Consider the following 24,568-nt stretch of genomic DNA (forward strand, 5'->3'; position numbering starts at 1 on the left):
ACCGCCGCGCGCCACCGCCTTTGCCGGATCCTTACGCTCCCGCTCGCCCGGCCTGGGCCGCTTTCGGCGGGCCGATATCTGATTTGTCCGTATTTCGAGGAGGTTCGCGATCGGTCAAGGAGTCATCACGCCGCCTTGTGGCCCGCGCCGCACCTACTGATCATGAGGGATCGTGAGGCGACGCGGGCTCGTGCTCAGCCGGATGGCCGGTGACCGGACGCTCGTACTCGCCGCGTGCGCGACCGCGCTGTTCGCCACGACCGTCCTGGCGGCGCTGATCGGCTACACCGCGTCGGTGACCGGCGAGGGGCTGCGCCGCACGCTGGCGGCGGCGACGTTCGAGTCGGCGGGGACGGCGATCGGCGTGCACGTCCCCGCCAACGGCCTCACCGGGGTGCGCGACCAGGTCGACCGGGGGCTCGAGAGCGTCTACCGGGACGTGCCGCTGGCGGTCTCGATGAGCGCCCGCAGCGACTCCTATACCGTCCCCGGCCAGGAGAAGAGCGACCACCCGGACCTGACGGCGTTCGAGACCTGGACCGGTATCGAGAAGCACGCGCGGCTCGCCGACGGGCGCTGGCCCCGTGCGGGCGGCGGCGACGACGTGATCGAAGCGGTCCTGCCGGTGGCGGCGGCGCAGACCGTCCATGCAGGGGTGGGCGAGGTCGTCACGCTGCACGGACGCGTCGACAAGAAGTCGGTGGTGAGGGTCCGCGTCGTCGGGCTGTTCGAGGTCTCCGACCCCAACGGCTACTTCTGGCAGGACGACCGGTTGATGACCGCCGGCGTCGAACGCTTCGACTACACGACCTACGGGCCGTTCGTGGTGCCTCCCGAGGTGTTCGGCGAGCGTTTCACCGGGACCGGGGTGGACGCCCGCTTCACGGTGCTGCCCGACCTGCGCGGAGTCGGGGCCGGCGACCTCGGGAGCCTGCAGGACCGCGTGGCCGCCGCCCGCGGCGTCCTGGCGCGGACCGGCGGGGGCGGGACGCAGTTCGTCGTCGTCACGCGCCTCGCGGAGTTCGTCGGGCAGCTGCGCGACGCGGTGCTGGTGGCGCGGTCCACGATGCTGATCCCGGTGATCCAGCTCGTGCTGCTGGCCGGGTGCGCGTGGCTGCTGGTCGCCCGGCTGCTCACCGACCGGCGGCGCGCCGAGGTGGCGCTGCTGCGGACCCGCGGCATCGGCCTGGGGCAGCTCGCGCGGCTCGGCCTGGCCGAAGGGCTGCTGATCGTGCTGCCCGCCGCGGTGCTCGGCCCGCTGCTGGCCGGTCCGGTGCTGCGGCTGGCCGGGCACGCCCCGGCGGTGCGGGCGTCCGGGCTGCGGCTGGACGCCGGGCCGCTCGTGCCGCTGTGGGCCGTGTCGGTGCCGGCCGCGCTGGCGTGCGCGGCCGCCCTGGCGGTCCCGGCGCTGCGCGGCGCGCGGCACACGTTCGTCCGGGTGCAGACGGGGCTCGGCCGCCCGCCGCGGCGCGCCGGCGCGGGGACCGACCTCGCGCTGCTGCTCGTCGCGGGCCTCGCGATCTGGCAGCTCACGCGGTACGGCGCGACCGGCACGAACGCCGCGACCGGCACGAACGGCTCGGCCGGACCGGGCGCCGCGCTCGGTGACGGCCTGGGCGGGGTGGACCCGTTCATCGTGTCCGGGCCCGCGCTGGCGCTGCTCGCCGGGGGCGTGCTGCTGGTGCGGCTGCTCCCGGCCGCGGCCACGATCGCCGAACGGGCCGCCGCCCGCGGCCGCGGGCTCGTGCCGGTGCTCGGCACCCGGCAGGTCGGGCGGCGCCGGCTCCGGTACGCGGGCCCGGTCCTGCTGCTCGCCATGGCGATGGCCGTCGGGGTGCTGTCGGTGACGACGATGGCGACCTGGCGCCGGTCGCAGACCGACCAGGCCGACTTCCAGAGCGGCGCCGACCTGCGGCTCGCCGGCCCGGACGCGGTCGAGGGCCCGGGCCCGCTCGGCCGGGGCGGGCGGTTCGCCGCACTGCCCGGCGTCACCGCCGCGACCGCGGTGCTGCGCATGGACGCCAGCGTGGGCGACCGCACGGCGACCGTCCTCGGCGTGGACGCCCGGGCACTCGGCCCCGTCCTGCGCGTCCAGCCGGGTCTGCGGCGCGAGATGCGGCTCGGCGCGCTGGCGGGGGCCCGCCCGGCCGTCCCGGCGCTGCCCCTCCCCGGGCGGCCCCGGACGCTGCGCTTCGATGTGCGGCTCCGCCGCACCGGGCCGGTCCCGGACGCGCTCCGCCGGCAGGATGCCCCGCCCGCGGCCCCCTTCCGGATCGCGGTGACGCTCGTGGACGCCCGCGGGCTGGCCCAGCGCATGACGCTGCCTCCGCTCGCCGCCGACGGCGACGTGCATACTCTCGCGCTGGACTTCGCCGACCTCGCCGGAACCGGCGGCGTGCTCGCCTATCCGCTGTCGATCCGCGGCATCGACTACGCCTACGACCTGAACCCCGTCGCGGGCGCGCTCGACCTCGACCTGCTGCGCGTGCGCGGTGGGGACGGGGACGAAGCGCCGCCCGCGGACGTCCGCTGGGACGCGTTCGGCCGGTCGTCGGACGGACGCACGAGCGTCGCGCCGGCCGTCGCTCCGCTGCCGGGCGGGCTGCTGCGGATCAGCGTTCCAGCGACCCCGTACCTGCCGGGCTACCTGGGGCAGGGCACGCTCGTGCCGCAGGTGTCCGCCCACGCGATGGCCGCCACGTCCGCACCGCCGAGCCATGTGTCGGACAACGCCGACCTGCTGCCCGCCGTCCCCGGCGTGATCACGAGCGCGATGGCCGCCCGCGCGAACGTCGGGGTGGGCGGCACGGTCACCGTGTCCACCACCGCCGGAGACCAGCCGGTCAGGGTGGTCGGGGTTGTTTCGGCGCTGCCGAGCGTGCCCGCCGGTGAGCCGGGCGCCCTCGTGGACCTGCCCACGCTGACGGAGCGGTGGCTGGCCACGGCCGGATTGGACCCGGCCGCCATCACGCCCGGCGAATGGTGGGCGTCGGTGCGCGGCGGCCGCACCGGTCCCGCGGTGCGGGCCCTCGCCGCCCACCCCGCCTGGGGGAAGGCCGAGGCCGACCGTGCCGCGCTGCGCACCCGGCTCCGCGACGCCCCGCTCGGCGCCGGTCTGCAGGGCGCGCTCATCCTCGGCTCGGGAACCGGCCTGGTGTTCGCCGTCATCGCGTTCGTGGTGAACGCGGCGGTGACGGCGGGGGAGCGGTCGCGCGAGTTCGGGGTGCTGCGGATCCTCGGCGTCCACCCGCGCCAGGTCGCCGGGATGCTGGCGGTCGAGCAGGCGTTCCTGGTCGCGCTCGGCCTGCTCGGCGGCGCGGTGATCGGGCTGCTCGTGGCGCGGCTCGCCGTCCCGCACATCGTGCTCGGCGTGCGCGCCGCCCGCCCGTACCCGCCGGTCGCGGCGGTCCTCCCGTGGCCCGTCCTGCTCGCCATGATCGCCGGCGTGGGCGCGGCGCTCGCCCTCGTGCTGCGCCTGCTGATCGGTGCACTCCGCCGCCGCGACCTCGCCGCGGACCTGCGCGTCGGGGAGGACCGGTGACCGGCGGCCCGGCCGCCCGCACCTGCGGCCGGGGGCAGTTTGTCCGTATTTCGAGATGGTTGCGAAACGTCAAAAAATCATCACGGCCCCTTGTGGCGGTCACCACATCGCGATGATCATGACTCCCCGTGGGGCAACGGGGGCTCGTACTCAGGCGGATGGCCGGCGATCGGACGCTGGTCCTGGCGGCGTGCGCGACGGCGCTGTTCGCCACCACCGTCCTCGCGGCCCTGGTCGGCTACACCGGATCGGTGACGCGCGAGGGCCTGCGGCGCACGCTGGCCGACGCGACGTTCGCCTCGGTCGGGGCGACGATCGGCGCGCACGTCCCCGCGAACGGGCTCACCACGGTGCAGGGCCAGGTCGACCGGGCGCTCGAACAGGTCTACGGGGACGTCCCGCTGGCCGTCTCGATGAGCGTCCGCAGCGACTCCTACACCCTGCCCGGCCAGGAGAAGAGCGACCACCCCGAACTGACCGCGTTCGGGACCTACACCGGCATCCAGAAGCACGCGCGGCTCGCCGGGGGACGCTGGCCCGCCGCGGCCTCGGCCTCCGGCGAGGTGGAGGCGGCGCTGCCCACCGCGGCGGCCAAGGCCGTCGGCGCCGACGTCGGCGACGTCCTCACGCTGCACGGGCGCGTCGACAAGAAGTCGGTGGTGAAGGTCCGGGTCGTCGGGCTGTTCGACGTCCCCGACCCGCGACTCTACGTGTGGCAGGACGATCAGCTCGTCACGACCGGCGTCGAACGGCTCGACTACACGACGTACGGGCCGTTCGTGGTCCCTCCCGAGGTGTTCGCCGCCAGGTTCACCGGGACCGGGACCGACGCCCGCTTCACCGTCATGCCCGACCTGCGCGGAGTCGAGTCCGGTGACCTCGGCCCGCTCGGCGACCGCGTGGCGCACGCCGGCGACACGTTCAAGGACGTCGGCGGCGGCGCGCAGTTCACCGTCGTGACGAAGCTCCCCGAACTGACCGCGCAGCTGGACGGCGCCGTGCTCGTGGCACGGTCCACGATGCTGATCCCGGTGATCCAGCTCGTCCTGCTCGCCGGGTGCGCGTGGCTGCTGGTCGCCCGGCTGCTCGCCGACCACCGGCGCGGCGAGGTCGCGCTGCTGCGCACCCGCGGCCTCGGGATGCGCCAGCTCGCCCGGCTCGGGATCGCCGAGGGGCTGCTGATCGTGCTGCCCGCCGCCGTGCTCGGCCCGCTGCTCGCCCGCCCGCTGCTGCGGCTCGCCGGGCACGCCCCCGCGGTCCGGGCGTCCGGGCTGCGGCTGGACGCCGGATCCGCCGCCCCGCTGTGGATCGTGTCGGTGCTGACGGCGCTCGCCTGCGCGGTCGCCCTCACGATCCCGACGCTGCGCGGCGCGAACCGCACGTTCGTCGAGGCGCAGGCCGGGATGGGCCGGCAGGGCCGCGGCGGCCTGCGCGGCTCCGGCGTCGACCTGGCGCTGCTGGTCGTCGCCGGGCTGGCGATCTGGCAGCTCACCCGGTACGGCGCCGACGGCGGCGCGGACGCCGGGGGCGGCACGTCCGGCATCGACCCGTTCATCGTGTCCGGCCCGGCGCTGGCGCTGCTCGCCGGCGGGGTGCTGCTGCTGCGCGTCGTGCCGGGGGTGTCGCGCGTCGCCGAGCGGGTCGCGACGCGGGGACGCGGGCTCGTGCCCGTCCTCGGCACCCGGCAGGTCGGGCGGCGCCAGCTCCGCTACGCCGGACCCGTGCTGCTGCTGGTCATGGCGATGGCCGTCGGGGTGCTGTCGGTGACGACGATGGCGACCTGGCGGACGTCGCAGACCGACCAGGCCGACTTCCAGAGCGGCGCCGACCTGCGGTTCAGCGCCGCCACCAGCGCGGGCGGCCCGGCGGTGCTCGGCCGGGGCGGGCGCTTCGCCGCGCTGCCCGGCATCACGGCGGCGACGGCGGTGCTGCGCACCGAGGCCGACCTCGGCAACGAGCCCGCGACGCTGCTCGCCGCCGACACCGGGGAGCTCGGGCGGGTGCTGCGCGTCCAGCCCGGACTGCGCCGCGACCTGCGGCTCGACAAGCTGGCCGAGGCCCGCCCCGCGGCCCCGGCGCTGGCCGTTCCCGGCAAGCCGCGGCGGCTGCTGTTCGACCTCCGGCTCACCCGCACCGGCCCCGCGCCCGACGGTGACGAGCCCGCCGCCGACGCCCGGTACAAGGTCGCGGTGACCGTCGCGGACGCGTACGGGCTGACCCGGCGGGTGGAACTGCCCGGCTTCCCCGCCGACGGCGACGAGCACACGGTCGCCCTGGACACCGCCGACCTCGCCGGGCCGGACGGCGTGCCGTCCTACCCGCTGTCGGTCCGGGGCGTCCACTACGCCTACGACGAGAACCCCTACACCGGGCCGCTCGACCTGGAGGTCCTGGGCGTGCACGGCGACGGCACCGGCGACGCCCGGCCGTCCGCCGGCCTCCGCTGGGACGTGTTCGCCTTCTCACCGGACCCGGCGAAGCCCCTCGAACCGAAGCTGGACGACGGCGGGGACGCGCTCGCCGAGATCGCGCTGCCCGCCACCGCCGACCCGAACCCGAGCCGCGGCATCTACAGCAGCTCGACCGGCGCCGCCGTCCACGCGATCCCCGCCGCGGCCGCGGCGTCCCGGCGCGGGCCGCGGAACGGCGACCTCCAGCCGGTCGTGCCGGGCGTCATCACCGAAGAGATGGCCGGACGCGCCAAGGTCGGCGTCGGCGGCACCGTCACCGTCAGCACCGTGGACGGCGACCAGCCGGTCAAGGTCATGGGGATCGCACCCGCGCTCCCGACCGTGCCGCCGGGCGAACCCGGCGTCCTCGTGGACCTGCCGACGCTCACCCAGACCCGGCTCGCCGCCGACGGCGTGACCACCGACAGCATCGAACCCGGTGAATGGTGGGCGTCGGCGCGCGGCGGCGACACCGCCGCGGCCGTCCGGGCGCTCACCGAGCACCCCGCCTGGGGCGAGGTCGCCGCCGACCGCGTCGAGGTGCGCGCCGAACTCCGCGACGCCCCGCTCGGCGCGGCGCTGCAGGGCGCGCTCGTGCTCGGCTTCGGCGCGGCGCTCGCCTTCGCGGTCATCGCCTTCGTCGTCAACGCCGCGGTGACCGCCGGCGAGCGGACCCGCGAGTTCGCGGTGCTGCGCGCCCTCGGCGTGCACCCCCGGCAGGTCGCCGGGATGCTCGCGATCGAGCAGGCGTACCTGGTCGTGCTCGGCCTGCTCGGCGGGACGTTCCTCGGCCTCGCCGTGGCGCGGCTCGTCGTCCCGCACGTCGTGCTGAGCGTGCAGGCCGCGCAGCCGTACCCGCCCGCCGAGCTCGTCGTCCAATGGCCCGTGGTGCTGGGCGTGCTCGCCGGGGTCGCGGCCGTGCTCGGCCTCGTGCTGCCGCCGGTGATCCGGGTGCTGCGGCGCCGGGATCCCGGCGCCGGCCTGCGCGTGGGGGAGGACCGATGAGAGGCTCCGCCGTCCGGCTGGCGCGGGCGCAGTGGGCGCCGCTCGCCGCGCTGGCCGTGCTGTCGCTGCTGTCCGCGCTGCTCGCGGTCGCCGTGCCGTCCCGCACCGCGGCCGGGTACGACCATGCCGCCGCCACCGCCATCGGGCCCGCCGCCGACCTGCGGGTCGAGGGCAAGGCGCGCAGCGGCCAGGCGTGGACGGCCGTCCCGGGCGCGGCCGCGATGGGTGCCAACGCCCTCACCTGGCAGCAGATGCTGCCGCGCTCGCTGGCCAGGACCGCCGGGGAACCGGAGTCGTCGATCACCACCGAGCAGATGCTCATCGAGGGGCGGTTCTCCGCACCCCGGGTGCTCTACCTGAGCTTCGAGCTCAACGCGTGGAAGCGCATCCGCATGGTGGCGGGCCGGCCCCCGGCCAACTCGCCGTCCGAGACGAGCGGCGACATCCAGATCATGGTGTCCAAGAAGTACGCCGACCAGATGGGCTACAAGGTCGGCGACCGGATGGACCTCGTCGAGCTGAAGGCCCGGATCTCCGGTGTCTACGAACCGGTGGACGCCGCCGACCCGTTCTGGCTCACCCGCCCGGGCCTGGCCGGATCGGTCAAGGTGTCGTTCGGCGGCGACGGGACCCTGGCCGACGGGGGCACCGCGCTGATGGGCGCCGGCGGGTACTCGCGGGTCGCGCGCGGCGGCGACATGCTGCTCACCTACAGCTGGCACTTCCCGGTCCGCGGCGGCGCGGTCGAGGCCGGCGAGACCGGTGCCATGGCCGAGGACCTCGACGCGTTCCGCTCCGCCGTCCGGGGGCACTCCGGGCTCTTCTCCTGCGACGTCGTCACCACGCTCGACGACCGGCTGAACGAGTTCACCGGGCGGCTGCACACCGCCCGGTCCGTGCTCGGGCTGGCGCTCGGCGGGCTCGCCGCGGTCGCCGCCGGGGTGCTGCTGCTCGCCGCCGGGCTGCTCGCCGAGCGGCTCCGCCCGGTCCTCGGCACGATGCGGGCGCGCGGCGCGTCGCTGCGGCAGCTCACCGCCCCCGCCTGCGGGCTCACCGCGCTCGCCGTCGTCCCGTCCGCGGCGCTCGGCTACCTGGCCGGGCGGCTCCTGGACGTCGGGCCGCCCCAACTGACGTCCGTCTATGCGATAGCCGCGCTGCTGGTGGCCGTGCTCGGCGTCTCCGCCGTCATGGTGGGGCGCGAACGCGGCGGCGGCCTCGGCTCGGCCGCCGACCGCCGCGACGACCTCGTCGCCGCCCGGCCCTCCCCCCGCCGGCTCGTGCTGGACGCCCTGCTGGTCGCGCTCGCGGTGATCGGCGTCGTGCTGCTGCGCGAGCGCGGCGCGTCCGCCGGGACCGACCCGCTGGTCGCCGCCGTCCCGGTGCTGCTCGGCGCGGCGCTCGGCGCCCTGGTCCTGCGCGCCTACCCGTACCTGCTCCGCGCGACCGGGCCGGTGCTGCGGCGGCGCAGCGGCGCGGTCGCGTTCCTCGGCCTCGCGCGCGCGTCCCGGCAGAACCTCGTGGGGGCGCTGCCGCTCGTCGTCCTGCTGCTGTCCGCCGCCGTCGCCGGATTCGCCGCCACCGTGGACACCGGCCTGCGGGACGGCCAAGTGCGCGCGTCCTGGTGGGAGACCGGGGCGGACGCGCGCATCGAGGCGGGGCCGGTGGACGACGCGACGCTCGCCCGCGTCCGCGCGCTGCCCGGAGTGACCGGCGCCCTCCCCGTCCGGGTCATCTCCACGGTGTCGACGGCCACGGACCAGGCGCCGCTGACCGTGGTCGGCGTCGACCTGGACGCGTACCGGAAGCTGGCGCCCGACGTGCCGGGCATCCCGTCCGGGGACGGCGTCCTCCTGTCGCCGCTCACCGCCCGCACGCGGGGCACGGGGCCGCTGACGCTGAGCCGCCCCGGGATGACCCCGATCAAGATCAAGCCCGCGGGGCAGATCGAGCATTTCCCCGGACAGGGCCTCGGCACGGCGTTCGTCGTCGTCCCCTACACGATGGTCGCCGCCGAGAAGGGCTTCCCCTCGCAGGTGTTCGTCACCGGCGACGTGGACGCGAAGGCCCTGCGCGCCGCCGCCCCCGGACACGACGTCGAGCTGCGGCAGGACGTCCTGCGGGACATGACGCGCGACCCCATGGTGACCGTCGTCCACGAGACGTTCCGGGACGGGGCGCTCATCGGCGGCGTGTTCGGGCTGCTCGCGGTCCTGCTCGTCCTGGTCGTCGGCGCCCGCGCCCGCGGCCGCACCATCGCCCACCTGCGCGCCCTCGGCCTCAGCCGGCGGCAGAGCCGGGGCCTCGCGCTCGTCGAGATCGCGCCCGTGCTGCTCTGCGCGGTCGGCGCCGGCTGGGTGCTCGGCCTGCTGCTCCCCGAGATCACCGGCCCGGTCGTCGACCTGCGCCCCTACACGGGCGGTTTCGCCGTCACCGCGCACACCCCGGGCCTCGCCGCGCTGCTCGGCCTCGTCGGCGCGCTGCTGCTCGCCGCCGCCGCGGCCGTCGCCGTCGACCGCCTCTTCGACACCCGCCCCGGAACCGCCCTGAGAACGGGGGACTGTTGACTTCTTCCCCATGCCTAAAGGCGGGGGATTCCTTCCCTTGTGGGTTGGGTTTCCTGCTTCGTCGCCGTCTGCCTGACCAGCTTGCGCCGTTTGGGTCTTACGTCGGCTCCACAGGCGGACACCGCCAGCCCGGCGGCCAGAACGTTCTTCGCGGCGTTGACATCGCGGTCGTGTCGGGCGCCGCACCCGCACTCCCATTCCCTCACGTTGAGGGGCAACGTCTCAGTGACCGTCCCGCAGTCCCCGCACAGCTTGCTGGAGGGGAACCATCGGTCGATCACCACGAACTCGCGGCCGTACCAGTCGGCCTTGTACTCCAGCATGGTGCGCAGGTCCCGCCACGCCGCGTCGGAGATCGCGCGGGCGAGCGAATGGTTGCGGACCATGCCCGCGACGTTGAGGTCCTCGATCACGACCACTTGGTTCTCGTGGACGAGCCGAGTCGTCAGTTTGTGCAGGAAGTCCCGGCGCCGGTCGGCGATCCGCGCGTGGATCCGCGCGACCCGCGTTTTGGCCTTCTCCCGGTTCTTCGAGCCCTTGGCCTTGCGGGACAGGTCCTTCTGCGCCCGGGCAAGGCGTTCACGGTCACGGCGCTCGTGCCGGGGGTTGGTGACCTTCTCCCCGGTCGACAGCGTCACCAGCGACGTGATCCCGGCGTCGATCCCCACCGCCCGGTCGGCCGGGTCGAGACGGGCGATGGCGTCCTCGCACAGCAGGGACACGAACCAACGCCCAGCCGTGTCCCGGCTGACGGTGACCGTGGACGGCACGGCACCCTCGGGCAGCGGCCGGGACCACACGATCGCCAGCGGCTCGGACATCTTCGCCAGCGTCAGGTGGCCGTCACGCCACTTGAATGCGCTGCGGGTGTACTCCGCAGACTGCCGGGACTTCTTCCGCGACTTGAAACGCGGGTAGGCGGCGCGTTTGGCGAAGAAGTTCGTGAACGCTGTCTGCAGGTGCCGCAGCGCCTGCTGCAACGGCACCGAGGACACCTCGCCCAGAAAGACCAGTTCCTCGTTCTTCTTCCATTCGGTGAGGAGCGCGGAGGTCTCCATGTAGGACACGCGGCGCTGCTCGGTGTACCAGGCACGGGTGCGTTCCTCCAGCGCCCGGTTGTAGACCAGGCGCGCGCAGCCGAACGTGCGCGACAGTTCCGCCGCCTGCTCGCCCGTGGGGTAGAAGCGGTACCGAAACGCCCGCTTCACGTGCCGTACCATGCCTCACAGCCTAGGGCCCGGCCTGTAACGTTCGCCCGCATGTTCGAGGAACAGCGCGGCATTGTGCGGGGGCGTGTTTCCTTCCAGGGGCTAAAGCCCGGGGTCTCCACACTCAGGAGTTCTCGATGACCAACGCACCCGACCTCGCCGAACTGGAGCGCCGCGCCGCAGAACGCGGGCCCGTCTACGGCGAGGGCGCCCACATCGTCTGCGACAACCTCGTCCGCATCTACAAGACCGACGGCATCGAGGTCGTCGCCCTGCAGGGTCTCGACCTGCTCGTCGACCCCGGCGAGCTGATCGCGATCGTGGGCGCGTCCGGCTCCGGGAAGTCGACGCTGCTCAACATCCTGTCCGGCCTGGACGTCCCCACCGCAGGCGTCGCCCGTGTCGCCGGCTCCGACCTGCTCACCATGACGTCCAAGCAGCGGCTCCGCTTCCGCCGCGAGCAGGTCGGGTTCGTGTGGCAGCAGACGTCCCGCAACCTCCTGCCGTACCTGACCGCCGCGCAGAACGTCGAGCTGCCGATGCGGTTCGCGGGCCGGTCCCGGCGCGAGCGCGCCACCCGCGCCGCCGAGCTCCTCGGCATGCTGGACGTCGGCGACTGCGCGAACCGGCGCCCCGCCGAGCTGTCCGGCGGGCAGCAGCAGCGCATCGCGATCGCCGTGGCCGTCGCCAACGAGCCCCACGTCGTCCTGGCCGACGAACCGACCGGCGAACTCGACACCGCCACGGCCGCCGGGGTCTTCGAGGCGCTCCGCCGCGTCAACGAGGAACTCGGCACCACCACCGTCGTCGTCACCCACGACGCGCAGGTGTCCGAGCGCGTCGACCGCACCGTCGGCATCCGGGACGGCCGGACCAGCGTCGAGGTCCGCCGGGGCGGCGGCACCACCGAGGAGTACGCCGTCCTCGACCGGGCCGGCCGCGTCCAGCTGCCCGCCGCGTTCACCGGCACCCTCGACATGCGCGACCGCGTCCGCCTCGCCCTGGAGAGCGACCACGTCGGCGTCTGGCCCGACCGGGAGGAATCCGATGACTGACCCGATGGTGGCCGCGGAGAACCTGACCCGCACCTACCGCACCGGCGCCATCGAGGTCCCGGCGCTGCGCGGCGCGTCGTTCAGCGTCGCCGCGGGCGAACTGGTCGCCATCAAGGGCCGCTCGGGCTCCGGCAAGACGACCCTGCTGAACCTGATCGGCGGCCTGGACTCCCCCGACGGCGGCGCCGTCCGCGTGGACGGCCGCGAGGTCGGCACCCTCCCCGAGGACGACCTGCTGGCCCTGCGCCGCGACCTCATCGGCTACGTCTTCCAGTCGCACGGCCTGATCCCGGTGCTCTCCGCCGCCGAGAACGTCGAGGTCCCGCTGCGCCTGGTCCGCACGAACCCGGCCGAACGCGACGAACGCGTCCGCGTCCTGCTGGGCCTGGTCGGCCTCGCGGACCACGCGGCCCAGCGCCCCTACGAACTCTCCGGCGGCCAGCGCCAGCGCGTGGCCATCGCCCGCGCCCTGGCCAACCGCCCGAGGCTCCTGCTGGCCGACGAACCCACCGGCCAGCTCGACTCCGAAACCGCCGCCGCGATCATGCCCCTGCTCCGCGCGGTCGTGGCGAGCGAAGGCGTAACGGTTTTGGTGGCCACCCACGACCAGGCCCTCCTGGCAGAGGCCGACCGAGTCCTCCACCTGGAAGACGGCGTGATAACCGAGTCCCCGGCGACCCAGGTAGCGGGCTAGGCGGTCGCCTCCGCCCGCGCCGGCCTGGCCAGAGGTTGGGGGGTGGGCGGGGTGGGAAATGATCGTTCATGGCGACTGTGGTTCTGGTGGGGACGCTCGATACCAAGGGTGCGGAGTACGTCTGGCTTCGGGAGCGGGTGCGGGAACTCGGGTGCGAGGTCGTGCTCGTGGACGTCGGGGTCGGGGCGTCCGAGGCCGAGGCCGATGTGCCCGCCGAGGATGTCGCGCGGGCCGGGGGCGCTTCACTGAGCGCACTGCGGGACGCGGGGGATCGGGGGGCCGCCGTCACCGCCATGGGCGAGGGCGCGGCGGTCGTGCTGGCGGGGCTGGAACGGGTCGACGCCGTTCTCGCGGTCGGGGGCAGCGGCGGGTCTTCCATCGCGGCTCGGGCCGTCCGGGACCTGCCCATCGGGTTGCCGAAGGTCATCGTGTCGACGATGGCGTCCGGGGACGTCTCGCCTTACGTGGGCGCCAAGGACGTGACCCTCATGTACAGCGTCGTCGACATCGCGGGCGTCAACCGGGTGTCGCGGCTCATCCTCGGGAACGCGGCTGGTGCGGCCGTCGGCATGGCGAAGGCTTACGAGGCGGCCCGGTCGGCGCCCGCGGTCGATGAGCGGCCGCTGGTCGGGGCGTCCATGTTCGGCGTCACGACTCCGGCGGTGGACGCGGCGCGGGAGCGGCTGGACGAACTGGGCTACGAGGTGCTCGTCTTCCACGCGACCGGCGCCGGCGGGCGGGCGCTGGAGGGGCTCGTGGAGAGCGGTCTGCTGGCCGGGGTGCTCGATCTGACGACGACCGAGCTGGCGGACGATCTGGTCGGCGGTGTCCTGTCGGCCGGGCCCGAGCGGCTCACCGCGGCGGGACGTCTCGGAGTCCCGCAGGTCGTGGCGCCCGGGGCGCTGGACATGGTCAACTTCGGGCCGCTCGACACGGTGCCCGAGCGGTTCGAGGGACGCGACCTGTACGTCCACAACCCGACCGTGACGCTGATGCGGACGACGCGGGAGGAGATGGCCGAGCTGGGCCTGCGGATCGCCGGGAAGCTGCGGGCCGCGACCGGGCCGACCGTGCTGTTCCTGCCGCTCGGCGGGGTGTCGGCGCTGGACGCGCCGGGCATGCCGTTCCACGATGCGGAAGCGGACGAGGCGTGCTTCGCGGCCCTGGACGGAGCCGTGGAGACGGAGAGGCTCGACATGAACATCAACGATCCGGCGTTCGGCCGCGCGATGGCCGACCGGCTGCACCGGATGATCTCGGAGGGGGCGAGGTGAACCGCGACACCGTCCTGTTCCGGCTGCGCAACGCCGTCGACGAGGGCAAGCCGGTCATCGGCGCCGGGGCCGGCACGGGGCTGTCCGCCAAGTGCGCGGAGGCCGGCGGCGTGGATCTGATCATCATCTACAACTCCGGCCGGTACCGGATGGCGGGCCGCGGCTCGCTGGCCGGGCTGCTGCCCTACGGGGACGCCAACCAGATCGTGGTGGAGATGGCGTCCGAGGTGCTGCCGGTCGTGCGGGACACGCCCGTCCTGGCCGGGGTGTGCGGCACCGATCCCTTCCGGGTGATGCCCGTGTTCCTCGACCAGGTGAAGGCCATGGGGTTCGCGGGCGTACAGAACTTCCCGACGGTGGGGCTCTACGACGGGGTGTTCCGGCAGAACATCGAAGAGACCGGCATGGGCTACGACCTGGAGGTCGAGATGGTGCGGCTCGCCCATCAGCGCGGCCTGGTCACCGCCCCCTACGTGTTCGACGAGGACCAGGCGCGCGCGATGGCGGAGGCCGGCGCCGACGTCCTCGTCCCGCATATGGGGCTGACGACGAAGGGCAGCATCGGCGCGGGCACCGCGTTGACCCTGGACGAGGCCGTCGAGCGGGTGCAGGCCATGCGGGACGCGGCGGTCGCCGTGCGGCCCGACGTCCTCGTGCTGTGCCACGGCGGCCCCATCGCCGAGCCGGACGACGCCGCCTACGTCCTGTCGCGGACGGAGGGCGTCGTCGGCTTCTTCGGCGCCTCGTCGGTCGAGCGGCTGCCGACCGAGCGCGCCATCACCGAGCAGGTCGCCGCCTTCAAGAACCTGGAGTTGTGAATGCTGGTCAATCCCGCCGACGTCACGACGATGGCCTTCGACTGGGGGTCCATCAAGTGGTTCGTCACCCCGTCGAGCGTCGAAGGCGCGAGCAGCACGCTCGGGGAGGTCATCGTCAACCCGGGCAAGGGGCACGCGCGGCACAACCACCCGGACGCCGAGGAGATCATCTACGTCATCTCCGGTGAGGCGACGCAGATGGTGGACGACGGGGAGCCGTTCCCGATCCGGGAGGGCGACGCCGTCCACATCCCGAAGGGCGCCTGGCATTCGACGTACAACACGACGTGGCGTCCGCTCCGGCTCATCGTGACGTACACGCCGGGCGGCGAGGAGAAGGCCCTCGAAGGCGCCCCCGATCTCCGCCTCCACGAGCCCGGCGCCGTACCGGAGTGGCGCCAGGCCTAGTCTCGCGACCAGGCGGCCAGGCCCTCTTCGGTGAGGAGGACGTCGAACGCGGCGTCGGCGGCGCCCGTCAGCGCGCCTCGCGGGCCGAGCGTCGACGGGAGGACGGGCGGCGGGGCCGCGCGGCGGTAGCGCATCAGCGCGGCCGTGTAGCCCTCGCCGAGTGACGCGGGCGCGGTCTCGATGAGGTGGTGGGCCAGGCCGGAGAGCGTCACGGCGTCGGGGTCGAGCGCGTTGACGAGGGCGCCCATGCCCCGGCCCAGCGCGTGCGCCGCGCCCGCGACGGCGGCACGGGCGGCCGGGTCGGACGCCGCCGCCGCGATGATCTCCTCGGCGGCCGTGCGCGGGTCGCGGGGCGCGGGACGGTGCAGGGCGCGGGACATGGCCCGGCCGTCGACCTCCAGGTCCCAGCAGCCGCGGGCGCCGCACGGGCACTCGCGGGCGGGGTCGCCGAACGGCATGTGGCCGAACTCGCCGCCCGCGCCCGTCGCGCCGTCCACCGGACGCCCGTCCACGACGAGGATGCCGCCGACGCCGACCTCCACGGTCAGGTGCAGGACGACCCGCGAGCCCGCCCCGGCCCCGCGCCGCGCCTCGGCCAGCCCGGCGAGCGACGCGTCGTTGCCGACCAGCAGCGGGATTTCGGCGGGTTTGAGCGGTTCCAGGGAGACGTCGCGCCAGCCCATCCCGGACGCCTGGACGACTGCCGTCCCGCTGACCGTCCCCGCGACGCACGCGGACACCGCGCGGAGCCGCCGCCCGTAGCGGGCGTGGAGCGCGGCGACCTGCCCGGCCAGCGGACCGAGGACGTCCGGCGAGCCGGTGTGGCGGCCGTCGGACTCCGCCAGGACGCCGCCGCCCAGTTCGACGGCCGCGACCCGCCATGCCTCGTGGCTGATGTCGACCACGCAGACCAGCGGGCCGTCCGGATGCGCGGTGAGCGCGGGGGACGGGCGGCCCCGCCCGCCGGTGCGGGCCGGCGCGTCCTCGTCGAGGAGCCGGGACGCCTTGAGGCGGCTGGTGATCTCGGTGGCGGACCCGCTGCTCAGCCCCAGCGCGCGGGACGCGTCCGCGCGCGCCGCGGACGGGTGCGCGTGGACGTAGCGGAGCACCGCCAGCGCGCCCTGGCTGCGCAGCGCCCGAGCGGAGTGCGCGGTCTTCGGCTGCATGGTGACATCCTGGCGCGTCGGGATTAAGCTCGTTGAACGAGGATAATAGCGCGGAGGCGGCGATGGGCGGGACACGATGAGCGACGCGGGTGTGCTGCGGCGGGCGTCCGGGACGGTCGGGCTGTACGCGATGTTCGGGTGCCTCGGCTATCTGCTGACCGGGCTCGGCGCGATCCTGCCGGAGCTGCGCGAGGAGCGCGGGCTGCCGCGCGGCGAGGTCGCCCTCTACCCGTCCGCGTTCGCGCTCGGGCTGGTGATCGTCGGGTTCGCCGGGCACTGGGCGGCGGCCCGGCTCGGCCGCCTCGGGCTGCCCGCCGCCCTCGCCGCGCTCGTGGCCGGCGCCTGCGTCATGGCCGCCGGGGGCGGACGCCTCGGCGCGGGCCTCGGCGCGCTGGTCCTCGGGCTCGGCGGCGCGGGGCTCGTGCAACTCGTCCCGGCGACGCTGCGGGCCGCGCACGCGGACGCCGCGGGCGAGGGCGACGGGACGGTCCAGATCGGGGTGGCGAACGCGGTCTCCAGCGCGGCGTCCGTGCTCGCCCCGATCCTCATCGGCGCCTCGCTCGCGCACGGCCTCGGCTGGCGCGCGGCGTTCGCGGTCCCGCCGCTGGCCGTGGCCGCCGTCCTCATCCTGGCCGCCCGCCCCGCCGCGGCGGGACCCCGCGAGACCGTCCCGGCGGACGCGGGGCCGCGCCCGGCCGCCCCGCCGGCGTTCCGGCGCAGATGGCTCGATCTCGTCCTCGCCGTGGGCGTGGAGTTCTGCATGGTCTTCTGGGCCGCCGACTTCCTCGGTGACGTGAAGGGGCTCGGCTCCGGAGCCGCCGCGACGCTGTCGGCCGCGTTCGTGCTGGGCATGGCCGTCGGCCGCGCCGCCGCCGGGCCGGTCGTCCGGCGCGGCGGGCGCCCCGACCGCCTGCTGGCCCTGGCCGCGCTCGTCGGCGTCGCCGGGTTCGCGGTCCTGTGGACGGCGCCCGCGCCGCTCGCCGTCGCCGGCCTGCTGGTCGCCGGGCTCGGCGTGGCGCTGCTCTACCCGGTGATCCTCGGGCAGGCGCTCGCCGCGTGGCCGGGGCAGCCGGTCCGGGCCGCCGCACGCTGCGCGCTCGCGTCCGGGGTGGCGATCGGCATCGCCCCGCTCCTGCTCGGGACGCTCGCCGACCTCAGCACGCTGCGCGCCGCCGTCTTCGTCGCCCCGGCGCTGCTGCTGGTCCTGCTCGCCCGGTGCGGACGGCGGCTCAGGACGGCCCGGAGCCGATGATCCTGCCCCGCACGTAGACCCAGGCGCCGTCCTGCCGGACGAACCGGCTGACCTCGTGCAATTCCCCAGGACCCGAGCCGGCCAGGTAGTGGGCGCGGAATTCCACGACGCCCTTCTCGTCGGCCGGGCCGCCGTTCTCCTCCCGGACGATCTCGAGCCGCGTCCAGCGCGTGCCGTCCTCGAACCCGATCCGCTCGGGGCGGGTCGCCGGATGCCACGTCCGCAGGAGATACGCCTCGTCCCCGACGGCGAACGCGCTGAACCGCGACCGCATCAGCTCCCCGGCCGTCGCGGCCGCCGCCTCGCCCCGGTGCAACCGTCCGCAGCAATCCCGGTACCGGGCGCCGACACCGCACGGACATTTCTTCGCCACAGGAGGGATTCTGCCTTGCGGAGCGGTATGCGCGCGGCGACGATGAACGCCGTGTCCGCCGGCGAGGGTCTCCGAGATCGGCACGGGGGTACGGGCCGTCGACGGCGCGCCCGTCCCGCCGCACGTGCCGGCCCGTGTCGGATCGGGCCGTCCGCCGTTCGTCTAGGGGGTGAGAGCAGCCGGCCTGTACGCGCCGCTGCCCGCGAGCCGAGGGGAAGAGACATGAAGTACGTGCTGATGTTCGTCGAGACCGAGGAGTACGCCAAGGAGCTGGCCGCGATGAGCGACGGCGAGCGCCAGGCGGCCTACGAGCAGGTCGCGGAGTGGTTCTCCCGGCATGCCGCGCAGATCACCCACCACGCGCACCTGCAGCCCGCGCACACGGCCACCACCCTGCGCATGGACGGGACGGAGCCGCTGCTCACCGACGGCCCGTTCGTCGAGGGCAAGGAGGTCGTCAGCGGGTACGCCGAACTGGAGGCCGCCGACCTGGACGAGGCCCTCGCGGTCGCCCGCACCTGGCCCGCCTGCCCGGTGGTCGAGATCCGCCCGCTCGACTGAGGCGCCCGGCCCATGGACCCCGCGCACGGCGACAGGGTGCACGCCGAGCTGACCCGCGTGCTGCGCGAGCACGCGGGCCGGCTCACGGCGTCCCTGATCAGGACGCTCGGCGACTTCTCCGCCGCCGAGGACGTCATGCAGGACGCCGTCGAGACCGCCCTGAAGCGCTGGCCCGCCGAGGGTATCCCGGACCATCCGGACGCCTGGCTGCTCACCACCGCCCGCCGGCGCGGCATCGACCTGCTGCGCCGCCGGGCCAACTACCGGGAGAAGCTGGCCCGGCTCCAGTGGCCGGTGCCCGGCGAGCCCGACGACCGGCTCAAGCTGATCTTCACCTGCTGCCATCCGGCACTGCCCGTGCCGGCGCAGGTCGCGCTGACCCTGCGCACGGTGTGCGGGCTGACGACCGGGCAGATCGCCGCCGCGTTCCTCGTCCCGGAGACGACGGTCGCGCAGCGCATCACCCGCGCCAAGCGGAAGATCACCGACGCGGGCATCCCGTACCGGATCCCGCCGGACGACGAACTGCACGAACGCGTGAACCAGGTCCTCGCCGTCGTGTACCTGCTGTTCAACGAGGGATACCTGACGAGCGGCGGCGACCGCCCGCACGCCCGCGACCTGGCCGGCGACGCGGGGTTCCTCGCCGAGAGCCTCGCCTGGCTGATGCCGCGCCGGCCCGAGGTGCTCGGCCTGGCGGCGCTCATCCGGCTGCACCGGGCGCGCACCGCCGCCCGCTTCGACGCCGCCGGCGGCCTCGTGCTGCTGCGCGACCAGGACCGCGCCCGGTGGGACCACGGCGCGATCGAGGACGCCGTCCGGCTGCTCGAACGCGCCGCCGCGCTGCGCCGGCCGGGCCCGTACCAGCTGCAGGCCGCGATCGTCGCGTGCCACGCGGAGGCCCCCACCTGGGACGACACCGACTGGACGCAGATCCTCGTCCTCTACGACATGCTGCTCGGCATGACGCGGACCCCGGTCGTCCGCCTCCACCGCGCCATCGCGCTCCGCTACGTCCGGGGGCCGGAGGCCGCGCTGGACGAACTGGCCACCCTCGCGCCGGACCTGGACGGCCACCACCTGTACCACGCCACCCGCGCCGAACTCCTCCGCGACCTCGGCCGCCGGCGCGAGGCCCACGCGGCCGACCGCCGAGCCCTGGCCCTCACCGACAACCCGGCCCAGCAGGCCCTGCTCGCCGACCGCCTCACCTGGGCGTGAACCCCGCCGCGTCAGGGCGGCGTCAGGATCGGTGACGGGGGTGTCAATAACGCGTAGCGATCAGCGGTGTGCCGCCAATTCGTCCATATCGTCGGGTTCGTCCGGCCGGAAAAGCGCCGGGAATTCGATGGGGGCGCCGATCGTGGACGACCTGGCTTTCGTGCTGCTGACAGTGGTGGTGTTCACCCTGCTCGGCCTGCTGGTGAAGGGCGTGGAGAAGCTGTGACCGCGGAGAACGCCGTCGGGCTGGCGCTGGCGGCGGTCCTGATCCTTTTCCTGGTCGCGGCACTGTTGTTCCCGGAGCGTTTCTGAATGAGTACGACCCTGGCGGGGATCCTTTTCATCGGGTCCCTGGTATTCGCCTTGGCCGTGGTCTACCGGCCGCTCGGCGATTACATGTATCGCGTTTACCGCCGTCCGGAGCACGGCAGGGCCGAACGCGCCGTCTACAAACTCGTGGGCGCCGACCCGGACGGGGAGCAGACCTGGGGCGCCTACGCCCGCAGCGTCCTCGCCTTCTCGGCGGCCGGCGTCCTCTTCCTCTACGGCCTGCAGCGCCTGCAGAACCATCTGCTGCTGAACCTCGGCCTCGACCCGGTCAAGCCGGACCAGGCATGGAACACCGCCGTCAGCTTCGTCACCAACACCAACTGGCAGTCGTACTCCGGCGAGTCGACGATGGGCCACCTGGTGCAGATGTCGGGGCTCGCCGTACAGAACTTCGTGTCCGCGGCCGTCGGCATGTCCGTCGCCGTCGCGCTGATCCGCGGGTTCGCGCGCAGGAAGACCGACCGCCTCGGCAACTTCTGGGTCGACCTGACCCGCACCTGCCTGCGGATCCTGCTGCCCATCGCCTTCGCCGGCGCGGTCCTGCTCATCGCCGGCGGGCTGGTGCAGAACTTCGGCGGCGGCCACCCGGCCGGCACGCTCACCGGCACGCTCACCGGGGGGACGCAGCACATCCCCGGCGGCCCGGTCGCGAGCCAGGAGGTCATCAAGGAACTCGGCACCAACGGCGGCGGCTTCTACAACGCCAACTCCGCGCACCCGTTCGAGAACGCGGCGGCCTGGACGAACTGGCTGGAGATCCTCCTCATCCTGCTGATCCCGATCGCGCTGTGCCGGACGTTCGGCCGCCTCGTCGGGCAGAACCGGCAGGGCTACGCGATCCTCGCGGCGATGGGCACGATCGCGCTCGTCAGCGTCTCCCTGGTCAACGCGTTCCAACTCGCCCACCACGGGACGGTGCCGACCGCCGCCGGCGCGGCGATGGAGGGCGTGGAGACGCGGTTCGGCGTCGCGAACTCGGCGACGTTCGCGGGCGTGACCACGCTGACGTCCACCGGCGCCGTCGACTCCTTCCACGACTCCTACACGAGCCTCGGCGGCATGATGACGATGCTCAACATGATGCTGGGCGAGGTCGCGCCCGGCGGCGTCGGCTCCGGCCTGTACGGGATGCTGATCCTCGCCGTCATCACGGTGTTCGTCGCCGGGCTGATGGTCGGCCGGACGCCCGAGTACCTCGGGAAGAAGATCGGCGCCCGCGAGATCAAGTTCGCGGCGATGTACTTCCTCGCGACCCCGATGCTCGTGCTGACCGGGACGGCGGTCGCGATCGCGGTCCCGGAGGGACGCGCCGGGATGCTCAACGGCGGCCCGCACGGGTTCAGCGAGGTCCTGTACGCGTTCACCTCGGCGTCCAACAACAACGGGTCGGCGTTCGCCGGCCTGACCGTGAACACCGTCTTCTACGACACGGCGCTCGGGCTGTGCATGGCGTTCGGCCGGTTCCTGCCGATCGTGTTCGTCCTCGCGCTGGCCGGGTCGCTGGCGCGGCAGGGCACCGTCCCCGAGTCGGCCGGGACGCTCCCGACGCACCGCCCGCAGTTCGTCGGGATGGTCGTCGGCGTCACGGTCGTCCTCGTCGCGCTGACCTTCCTGCCCGCACTCGCGCTCGGCCCGCTCGCCGAAGGGATCCGCTCGTGACCGCCCCGATGATGGACCCCCGGCAGCTGCTCCGCTCGCTTCCGGCCGCGTTCCGCAAACTCGACCCGCGCACCCTGTGGCGCAACCCCGTCATGGTGATCGTCGAGATCGGCGCGGCGTGGACGACCGTCCTCGCGGCCCTCGACCCGACCGTGTTCGGCTGGCTGATCGTCGCCTGGCTCTGGCTGACCGTCCTCTTCGCGAACCTGGCGGAGGCGGTGGCGGAGGGACGCGGCAAGGCGCAGGCCGACTCGCTGCGCAAGGCCAGGACCGATGTCGTCGCGCGCCGCCTGACCGGCCGTGCGGGCGTCCCCGAGGAGAAGGTCCCGGCGCCCGAACTCCGCCGCGGCGACCGCGTCGTGGTCGAGGCGGGGGAGGTCGTCCCGGGCGACGGCGACGTGGTGGAGGGCATCGCGAGCGTGGACGAGTCGGCGATCACCGGCGAGTCCGCCCCGGTGATCCGCGAGTCCGGCGGCGACCGGTCCGCGGTGACCGGCGGGACGCGGGTGCTGTCCGACCGGATCGTCGTCGAGATCACCCAGGAGCCGGGCCGGTCGTTCGTCGACCGGATGATCGCGCTCGTGGAGGGCGCGAGCCGGCAGAAGACGCCCAACGAGATCGCGCTCAACATCCTGCTCGCCGCGCTGACCATCGTGTTCCTGCTGGCGGTCGCGACCCTCCAGCCGATGGCGGTCTTCGCGAAGGACGCCAACCCCGGCGTCCCCGACGGGCCCGCCCTCGGCGCGCACGGCGTGACCGGCATCGTGCTGGTGTCGCTGCTGGTCTGCCTGATCCCGACGACGATCGGGGCGCTGCTGTCGGCGATCGGCATCGCCGGCATGGACCGGCTCGTTCAGCGCAACGTCCTCGCGATGAGCGGCCGCGCGGTCGAAGCCGCCGGCGACGTCGGCACGCTCCTGCTCGACAAGACCGGCACGATCACCCTCGGCGACCGGCAGGCGGCCGCGTTCCTCCCGGTCGCGGGAGTGCGGGAGGACGAGCTGGCCGACGCGGCGCAGCTGTCCAGCCTCGCGGACGAGACGCCGGAGGGACGCTCGGTCGTCGTGTTCGCCAAGCGGCATTACGGCCTGCGGGAACGCACCCCCGGCGAGCTGACCCGCGCGACCTGGGTGCCGTTCAGCGCGCAGACCCGGATGAGCGGCGTCGACCTCGACGACCCGGAACGAGCGCTGCGCAAGGGCGCCGCCGGCGCGGTCGCCGCATGGGTGCGCGACCAGGGCGGCGCCGTCCCGTCCGACCTGGCCGCGATCGTGGACGGCATCGCGGCGTCCGGCGGCACCCCACTCGTCGTGGGGGAGCGGGCCGGCGGTGCGGCGCGCGTCCTCGGCGTCGTCCACCTGAAGGACGTCGTCAAGGACGGCATGCGGGAGCGGTTCGGCGAGATGCGCCGGATGGGCATCCGCACCGTGATGATCACCGGCGACAACCCGCTGACCGCGAAGGCGATCGCCGACGAGGCCGGGGTGGACGACTACCTCGCCGAGGCCCGCCCCGAGGACAAGCTCGCGCTGATCAGGCGCGAGCAGGACGGCGGCCGGCTCGTCGCGATGACCGGGGACGGCACCAACGACGCGCCCGCCCTCGCGCAGGCCGACGTCGGGGTCGCGATGAACACCGGCACGTCCGCGGCGAAGGAGGCCGGGAACATGGTCGACCTCGACTCCGACCCGACCAAGCTCATCGAGATCGTGGAGATCGGCAAGCAGCTGCTCATCACGCGGGGCGCGCTGACCACGTTCTCGATCGCCAACGACATCGCCAAGTACTTCGCGATCATCCCGGCGCTGTTCGCGGGCCTGTATCCCGGGCTGGACGCGCTGAACGTCATGCGGCTGGGTAGCCCGCAGTCGGCGATCCTGTCCGCGGTCGTGTTCAACGCGCTGGTCATCGTCGCGCTGATCCCGCTCGCCCTGCGCGGGGTGCCCTACCGGCCCGGCGGCGCGTCCCGGCTGCTGTCCCGCAACCTCGGCGTCTACGGGCTCGGCGGCCTCGTCGCCCCGTTCGCCGGCATCAAGATCATCGACCTGTTCGTCCAGTTCCTTCCGGGGGTGTCGTGACATGCGGTTTCCCGCGTGGATCCGAGTGCATCTGGCCGCCGTGCGGGCCCTGCTCGTGCTGACCGCACTGCTCGGCGTGCTCTACCCGCTGGCCGTGTTCGCGGTCGGCCGGCTGCCCGGCCTGCACGACCGCGCCGACGGCTCGCTCATCACGGTGGACGGCCGGACGGTCGGCAGCGCGCTGATCGGCCAGTCGTTCACCGGCGAGGACGGCGAACCGCTGCGGCGGTACTTCCAGAGCCGCCCGTCCGCCGGCGGCTACGACCCGGCCGCGTCCGGGGCGAGCAACCTCGGCCCGGAGGACGTCGTCGACACGCTGCCCGACGGCCGGGCGAGCCTGCTGACCCAGGTCTGCGAGCGCAGCAAGGCGGTCGGCGAGTTCAACGGGGTGAGCGGCGCCCGCCCGTACTGCACGCCCGGCGGCGTCGGCGCGGTACTGGCGGTCTTCGGGCACCGCGCCCCGGACGGGACGGTCCCGCACCCGACCCGCGTCGTCAGCGTGAACGAGGCCGCGGGCGCGGTGAAGGCGCCGTTCATCGCGTCCTACAAGGGCGTCAAGGTCGAACTGGCCCGCCCCGGAGACGACCACTCGACCGGGCTGATCGTCCCCGTCAGGGGAGACGCGCCCGCCTCGCCTGCCGTCCCGCCCGACGCGGTCACCGCGAGCGGCAGCGGCCTGGACCCGCACATCTCCCCGGCCTACGCCGACCTCCAGGTCAAGCGAGTCGCCGCGGCGCGCGGCGTCCCGTCCGCACAGGTCGAGCGGCTCGTCCACCAGAACACGACCACCCGCGCCCTCGGCTTCATGGGCGAACCGACCGTGAACGTACTGAAGCTCAACCTAGCCCTAGACCACTCCTTGGCCCGTTGACCTGCGGCGTGTTGTTGTTATGAGAGCTCTCATAACAACA

Annotated in this window: 18 protein-coding genes; 15 read left to right on the top strand and 3 right to left on the bottom strand. The window is 74.3% G+C overall.

Features of this window, described 5'->3' with window-relative positions; all coding sequences use genetic code 11:
* The first annotated feature begins 172 nt into the window (after positions 1 to 172).
* The 3 genes from ABZ806_RS02605 to ABZ806_RS02615 all read left to right on the top strand — a co-directional run bounded on the left by ABZ806_RS02605 (position 173) and on the right by ABZ806_RS02615 (position 9,560).
* Positions 173 to 3,541, top strand: coding sequence for an ABC transporter permease (locus tag ABZ806_RS02605; RefSeq protein ID WP_500214868.1), 3,369 nt, complete (start codon positions 173 to 175; stop codon positions 3,539 to 3,541).
* A gap of 158 nt (positions 3,542 to 3,699) precedes the next feature.
* Positions 3,700 to 6,996, top strand: coding sequence for an ABC transporter permease (locus tag ABZ806_RS02610; protein WP_500214869.1), 3,297 nt, complete (start codon positions 3,700 to 3,702; stop codon positions 6,994 to 6,996).
* Positions 6,993 to 9,560, top strand: coding sequence for an FtsX-like permease family protein (locus ABZ806_RS02615; RefSeq protein ID WP_500214870.1), 2,568 nt, complete (start codon positions 6,993 to 6,995; stop codon positions 9,558 to 9,560). The genes ABZ806_RS02610 and ABZ806_RS02615 overlap by 4 nt, the downstream gene beginning before the upstream one ends.
* 14 nt (positions 9,561 to 9,574) lie before the next feature.
* Here ABZ806_RS02615 and ABZ806_RS02620 read toward each other — a convergent pair whose 3' ends face one another.
* Complete coding sequence (locus tag ABZ806_RS02620) at positions 9,575 to 10,780, bottom strand: RNA-guided endonuclease InsQ/TnpB family protein (RefSeq protein ID WP_500214871.1); 1,206 nt, start codon at positions 10,778 to 10,780, stop codon at positions 9,575 to 9,577.
* 125 nt (positions 10,781 to 10,905) lie between these two features.
* Here ABZ806_RS02620 and ABZ806_RS02625 point away from each other — a divergent pair, with 125 nt between their 5' ends.
* From ABZ806_RS02625 to ABZ806_RS02645, 5 genes are all read left to right on the top strand, one after another.
* Complete coding sequence (locus ABZ806_RS02625; protein ID WP_500214872.1) at positions 10,906 to 11,823, top strand: ABC transporter ATP-binding protein; 918 nt, start codon at positions 10,906 to 10,908, stop codon at positions 11,821 to 11,823.
* Positions 11,816 to 12,517 carry an ABC transporter ATP-binding protein gene (locus tag ABZ806_RS02630; protein ID WP_500214873.1) on the top strand — a complete coding sequence of 234 codons (702 nt, stop codon included), beginning with the start codon at positions 11,816 to 11,818 and terminating at the stop codon, positions 12,515 to 12,517. The genes ABZ806_RS02625 and ABZ806_RS02630 overlap by 8 nt, the downstream gene beginning before the upstream one ends.
* A 68-nt stretch (positions 12,518 to 12,585) precedes the next feature.
* The gene (locus tag ABZ806_RS02635; protein ID WP_500214874.1) at positions 12,586 to 13,791 is read left to right on the top strand and encodes a Tm-1-like ATP-binding domain-containing protein; all 1,206 of its coding nucleotides are present in this window, start codon (positions 12,586 to 12,588) and stop codon (positions 13,789 to 13,791) included.
* Positions 13,788 to 14,609 carry a phosphoenolpyruvate hydrolase family protein gene (locus ABZ806_RS02640; RefSeq protein ID WP_500214875.1) on the top strand — a complete coding sequence of 274 codons (822 nt, stop codon included), beginning with the start codon at positions 13,788 to 13,790 and terminating at the stop codon, positions 14,607 to 14,609. Before ABZ806_RS02635 ends, ABZ806_RS02640 begins: the two co-directional genes overlap by 4 nt.
* Complete coding sequence (locus ABZ806_RS02645; RefSeq protein WP_500214876.1) at positions 14,610 to 15,017, top strand: cupin domain-containing protein; 408 nt, start codon at positions 14,610 to 14,612, stop codon at positions 15,015 to 15,017.
* Here ABZ806_RS02645 and ABZ806_RS02650 read toward each other — a convergent pair.
* Complete coding sequence (locus ABZ806_RS02650; protein WP_500214877.1) at positions 15,014 to 16,183, bottom strand: ROK family protein; 1,170 nt, start codon at positions 16,181 to 16,183, stop codon at positions 15,014 to 15,016. The genes ABZ806_RS02645 and ABZ806_RS02650 overlap by 4 nt on opposite strands.
* 76 nt (positions 16,184 to 16,259) lie before the next feature.
* On the opposite strand from ABZ806_RS02650, the gene ABZ806_RS02655 reads away from it, so the two are divergent.
* Positions 16,260 to 17,435, top strand: coding sequence for an MFS transporter (locus ABZ806_RS02655; RefSeq protein ID WP_500214878.1), 1,176 nt, complete (start codon positions 16,260 to 16,262; stop codon positions 17,433 to 17,435).
* On the opposite strand, the gene ABZ806_RS02660 is transcribed toward ABZ806_RS02655, so the two are convergent.
* On the bottom strand, positions 17,413 to 17,808 hold the full coding sequence (locus ABZ806_RS02660; RefSeq protein WP_500214879.1) for a YchJ family protein: 396 nt from the start codon (positions 17,806 to 17,808) through the stop codon (positions 17,413 to 17,415). The genes ABZ806_RS02655 and ABZ806_RS02660 overlap by 23 nt on opposite strands.
* A 222-nt stretch (positions 17,809 to 18,030) precedes the next feature.
* Here ABZ806_RS02660 and ABZ806_RS02665 point away from each other — a divergent pair, with 222 nt between their 5' ends.
* The 6 genes from ABZ806_RS02665 (at position 18,031) to ABZ806_RS02690 (ending at position 24,528) form a co-directional block, all read left to right on the top strand.
* Complete coding sequence (locus ABZ806_RS02665) at positions 18,031 to 18,369, top strand: YciI family protein (protein ID WP_500214880.1); 339 nt, start codon at positions 18,031 to 18,033, stop codon at positions 18,367 to 18,369.
* A gap of 12 nt (positions 18,370 to 18,381) precedes the next feature.
* The gene (locus tag ABZ806_RS02670) at positions 18,382 to 19,590 is read left to right on the top strand and encodes an RNA polymerase sigma factor (RefSeq protein WP_500214881.1); all 1,209 of its coding nucleotides are present in this window, start codon (positions 18,382 to 18,384) and stop codon (positions 19,588 to 19,590) included.
* 222 nt (positions 19,591 to 19,812) lie between these two features.
* Entirely contained in the window at positions 19,813 to 19,902 is a 90-nt protein-coding gene (locus tag ABZ806_RS02675) for a potassium-transporting ATPase subunit F (protein WP_375028929.1), read from the top strand.
* Positions 19,903 to 21,579: a potassium-transporting ATPase subunit KdpA gene (gene kdpA / locus ABZ806_RS02680; protein WP_500214882.1), complete on the top strand. Its 1,677-nt coding sequence runs from the start codon at positions 19,903 to 19,905 to the stop codon at positions 21,577 to 21,579.
* Positions 21,580 to 21,587: 8 nt separating this feature from the next.
* Complete coding sequence (kdpB, locus tag ABZ806_RS02685) at positions 21,588 to 23,657, top strand: potassium-transporting ATPase subunit KdpB (protein WP_500214966.1); 2,070 nt, start codon at positions 21,588 to 21,590, stop codon at positions 23,655 to 23,657.
* Position 23,658: 1 nt separating this feature from the next.
* Positions 23,659 to 24,528, top strand: coding sequence for a potassium-transporting ATPase subunit C (locus tag ABZ806_RS02690; RefSeq protein ID WP_500214883.1), 870 nt, complete (start codon positions 23,659 to 23,661; stop codon positions 24,526 to 24,528).
* Positions 24,529 to 24,568: the final 40 nt, after the last annotated feature.

The sequence above is a fragment of the Spirillospora sp. NPDC047418 genome (genome assembly GCF_040643275.1).
Lineage (GTDB): Bacteria > Actinomycetota > Actinomycetes > Streptosporangiales > Streptosporangiaceae > Spirillospora.